General features: G+C 33.9%; 4 protein-coding genes. 2 read left to right on the top strand and 2 right to left on the bottom strand.

Going from position 1 to position 4,519, the window contains the following annotated elements; genetic code table 11:
* Both COZ07_RS02055 and COZ07_RS02050 read left to right on the top strand, forming a co-directional pair.
* Nucleotides 1–1,640 (top strand): carbon-nitrogen hydrolase family protein (locus COZ07_RS02055; RefSeq protein WP_406606935.1); only part of this gene is annotated, 1,640 nt, incomplete at its 5' end.
* 2 nt (nt 1,641–1,642) lie between these two features.
* Nucleotides 1,643–2,545, top strand: a complete 903-nt coding sequence (locus COZ07_RS02050; protein ID WP_406606934.1) for a diacylglycerol kinase family protein — start codon at nt 1,643–1,645, stop codon at nt 2,543–2,545.
* A 125-nt stretch (nt 2,546–2,670) separates the two neighbouring features.
* On the opposite strand, the gene COZ07_RS02045 is transcribed toward COZ07_RS02050, so the two are convergent.
* Both COZ07_RS02045 and yddG read right to left on the bottom strand, forming a co-directional pair.
* Nucleotides 2,671–3,336, bottom strand: a complete 666-nt coding sequence (locus COZ07_RS02045) for a class II aldolase/adducin family protein (RefSeq protein ID WP_406606933.1) — start codon at nt 3,334–3,336, stop codon at nt 2,671–2,673.
* A gap of 164 nt (nt 3,337–3,500) precedes the next feature.
* The gene (yddG, locus tag COZ07_RS02040) at nt 3,501–4,442 is read right to left on the bottom strand and encodes an aromatic amino acid DMT transporter YddG (RefSeq protein WP_406606932.1); all 942 of its coding nucleotides are present in this window, start codon (nt 4,440–4,442) and stop codon (nt 3,501–3,503) included.
* Nucleotides 4,443–4,519 lie beyond the last annotated feature (77 nt).

Genomic DNA, 4,519 nt, shown 5'->3' with positions numbered 1-4,519 from the left:
TTCAGATAAGAGCAAGAGAGTATAAAGACAGAGATAAAAATAAAGAAAATATCTTAAAGATGGTGGATAAAGCAGCTAAACTGCAACCTCACTTAATGGTTTTACCAGAATGTGCTTATCCCGCTTATTACCTCTCCCCTCTCCTGGTTAAACATCCTGAAGAATTTTATCAGTCCACTTTAGACCTTATTGCTGAAATCAAGGAAAGAGCGAAAAAATATAAATGTTATATAGTATTAGGAATTGCAGAAAATGATCTAAACAAAAAGACTCTTTACAATTCTGCCTTACTTATAGACCCAAACGGTGAACCAATAGGGAGCTTCCGAAAATCTTACCTCTGGCATTTTGATTCTCATTGGTTCTCAACTGATGACCAATATCCTGTATTTGAAACAGAATTTGGGAAAGTAGGGATATTCATCTGTGCTGATGGAAGGCTTCCAGAGATAGTTCGTTGTTTGAGTCTGAAAGGAGCCGATATCTTAATTGATCTTACCAATTGGGTCACTTCAGGATTTGATAAAAAATCTCTTACCAATCCTCAAGTAGAATATATGATCCCTACTCGAGCTCTGGAAAACCGAGTGTGGATAATTGCCGCCAACAAAGTGGGGATGGAGGCAAAGACCATACTATATTGTGGGAAAAGTGGTATCTTTACGCCTGATGGTAAAGTAGCTAAAATAGCTTCTTCCTGTCAAGAAGAGATACTGTTTTACAAAATTCCACTCGAAAAATCTATAGATAAATCAGTTGATAACCAAATTAATCTGATTAAGGATAGAAAGCCAGAACTTTATTCTGAATTAGTTCAACCTACTAATGTTTTACCTATTTATTCTATTATGAAAGAAAAGTTTAACTCTCAAACTTCAACCCCACTAACTGGAGTAGTGCAGCTACAAATCGAAAATAATTTAGAAAAATATCTCCAAAAGATTGAATTTTTCATCAACAATTTATTAGAACAAGAAGCAAATATTATCATCTTTCCGGAAAATGAATTCATCTTTCCTGAAAAAGGAGAAGAAATTATCCATAAAGTTAGACAAATTACTAAAAACAGTAAAGTAATCTGTGCGATTACTATAGCTGAAAAAGTAGTGCAATCTTATTATAAAACTACTTTTCTTATCAAGTCAGGTAAAATCCTGGGAAAATATAGAAAGACTCATTTAGAAAGAGAAGAAAATAATCTGTTTACTCCTGGTGATTTAGAACTTCCCGTTTTTCAAACTCCTTATGGTTACATCGGAATAATGATAGGTTATGAGGGCTTATTCCCTGAAATATCCAGAATTCTAACCCTTAAAGGGGCAGATATGGTTATCTGGCCCAGCAAATTCATCAATGATAAGCAGATAAATATCTGCCGCACCAGGAGTGCCGAAAATAAAATCTTTGTGGCCTGTTCTAATTCTATTTACCTTCTAGGCAGCGGTCATAGTCTGATCACTTCTCCTTCCGGGCAAATATTAACTTCTTGTCTGGGTAAAACTGAGCAAGCTAGCTTATCCCCCCTCTTTCTTCAACTTTCTCGTAATAAAAATATTATCCCTCACACCAATACTATATTGAACAGACAGCCAGAAAGCTATAGAATTTTATTAAATAATATTTCAAAAAAGGGGAAATAAAATTGAAAGCGCAACTCATTGTTAATTTAACTGCCGGTGGTGGTAAACCACGCCAGCATCTAAAAAAAGTTCTACAGTATCTAAAGGAAAATGGCTTAAACTTTGAAGTTTGTTATACTTCCCGACATGGGGAAGCAACAGAAATGGCCCAAAGTGCTGCTGATCAGGGAGTAGACCTTATTGTATCAGTGGGCGGGGATGGAACCGCTAATGAAATAGTCAATGGAATTATGCAATCAAAAAATACCCCTACTTTAGGAATAATCCCTCTGGGGTGGGCAAACGACTTTATTAAAAGTATAGACATCCCCTCTGATCTAATTGAAGCTTGTAAAATTTTAATTCAAGGGAAGACCAAAAAAATAGATTTAGGGATAATAAATAACCAGATCTATTTTGCCAACCTCTTTGGAATAGGATTTGATGCAGAAGTAGCCCAACTTGCCAATCAGATGAAAAATAGACATCCTAATTGGCGTGTACTTTCTGCTTTTATTTATGTCTTTGCTACTATAAAGAAACTTCTTTCCCCTTTCCACTGTCATGAGGTAAAGATAAAAATTGATCAGCAAGAAATCAAGTCTAAGATTCTATTTGTAGCTATCGGTAATGGAAAGATTTATGGAGGAAGATTTAAAATTACTCCGGAAGCTATATTAGATGATGGTTGGTTAGAAGTATGCCTGGTAGAAGAAATGGGAAGATTAAAGTATCTTATGAGTATCCCTAAAGTCTTTAAAGGCACTCATAAAAGCATAAAAGGAATCAGTTTTTATAGAGCTAAGGAAATAGTAGTTCAATCTTCAGAACCTATCCTGGCTCAGATAAGCGGAGAAGTTATTGAGGGTCAGAAAAAATATACTATAACTCTTCTCCCGAAAAGACTAAAATTGATGGTCCCCTAAATTAGTTATATAGTTATCTGGCTAAATGGTTAGTTAAATGAAAACGGGTCGGATAAATCCGACCCCTACTTTAAAAGCAATACTTTTTATTTATATCCTCTTAAAATAAATATTCTTTTTCCTCTTTATTTTTCTGTTTGTTTACCATAGCTATTCTTGGCGAAATCTTGCATTACCTTAATATCTTCTTCGGGAATTACCCTACACTTTCCTAGGTTTTTACTTAAAATATAAATATGGGCTGTTTTCTCTACTACATAACAAACTTTCATTGCCTCTTTTATATCTCTACCCACACAAAGAGTTCCGTGATTTAAAAGAAAAACTGCATTTCTATTTCCCAAGCTTACTACTGCATTTTTGGCTAATTCTTCTGAACCGGGTAGGGCATATTTGGCGCATAAAACCTTTTCTCCCACTATCTGTACAAAATCCTCACAAATTCCAGGAAGACTGAAGCCAGTTACTGCTAACACGCTCGAATAAATGGGATGGTAGTGAATTATTGCCTTTACATCCTTCCTGGCATTATAGATAGAAAGATGCATAGGCATCTCAATAGATGGCTTTCTAAACCCTTCAACTATTTTGCCTTTCTTATCAATAACCATGATATCTTTGAGGTCGATTTCATTATAATTTATTCCGCTTGGTTTAATATAGACCAGATCTGTATCTGGATCCAGAACACTAATATTTCCCCAAGTTCCAATAGTCAAATTTTGTTTATATAATTTGCGACCAGTATTGACTATTAATTTTTTAAAATTTTCTGATATTTTTAACTTCATGTCTAGACCTAAATTCTTTTTTTCTACATTTTATTTATATCTAATTAATATATTTTAAAAAGTTTATTTTGTTCATTATATAATATTACCAATTTTTATTCTATATTAATATTAAGAGAAACTATCTTGACTAACTTTTAATTTTAATAAACAAACTGTTAACTTTATTTTAAGATCGGTTGTTCTTTGGCTCTGTTAAAAACAGAAAATTTGCATATAATGGCTCCAACAATAACTAAAGCACAAGCAATCCAGAGATTGGTCTTAACTACCACCTGAAGATATAAAGAACTTATAATTATAGAAAGCAAGGGGGTAAAATAAGAAAGAGAGGCAACCAGAATAATTTTACCTTTCCGCATAGCCTTATCCCAGAAAGTATAAGCTAAAAAAGTAGGGAAAATAGACATATATAAAAGCTCTATCACTATACGAGGAGTCCAATGTGACTCTTCAGGAAAAACAAATCTCAAAATAGTTAGAATTATCCCCGTAACTAAAAGAAAGATAGGAACAGCCCCACCTTCAGTGTGGCCAGCCCAACAGCGAGATAAATTAGAATAAAGTCCCCAGGAAATAGCAGCCAAAAAAGCTAAGATATAGGGAAAATAATTTACTTGAAAATTATCTTTAAATCCTTCCCAGGAAAACATCCCACTCTGAACTGTAGCCAGATAAAAACCAGCAAAAGCTAGAATAACCCCGGGGATTAAAGATAATTTACCCTTTTTTCGTAAAATGGGAATGGAGAGAATTAGAGTTATGCCTGGCCAGAGATAGTTAATAATACTTACCTCAATAACCTGTTCCCGGTTAAAAGCTAATCCCACCGCTAAATAAAGACAGACTGTATAGAAAATAAATAAAGCTCCACAACCGACCAAATATAAAATGGGAAGCTGGAAAGTTTTTTGAATTCCTTTGAACCTACTAATCAAATAAATACAACCCCAAATACCACTTAATAAATATATATAGGATGAAGCAGTAAAAACTCCTAACTGTTCAGTTAGGCTTCTGGAAAAGGCGATGGTGGTCCCCCAAAATATTATGGCTAATATACCTAAAACTGTGCTTAAATTCTCCTGAGAAATCGATGTTTTCAAAATTCTCTACTCCTATCCTATCTTACTTTTCTTTTATATTTAGATCTTAATATGTTTTATTTTATTTCAAAAAATCT

It is taken from the genome of Candidatus Infernicultor aquiphilus, from assembly GCF_002784285.1.
GTDB lineage: Bacteria > Atribacterota > Phoenicimicrobiia > Phoenicimicrobiales > Phoenicimicrobiaceae > Infernicultor > Infernicultor aquiphilus.
This window is presented reverse-complemented; position numbering and strand designations above follow the sequence as displayed.

Excerpts from the sequence above, each read along its gene's own strand:
- COZ07_RS02045 (WP_406606933.1), bottom strand. The coding sequence starts at position 3,336 with ATGAAGTTAAAAATATCAGAAAATTTTAAAAAATTAATAGTCAATACT.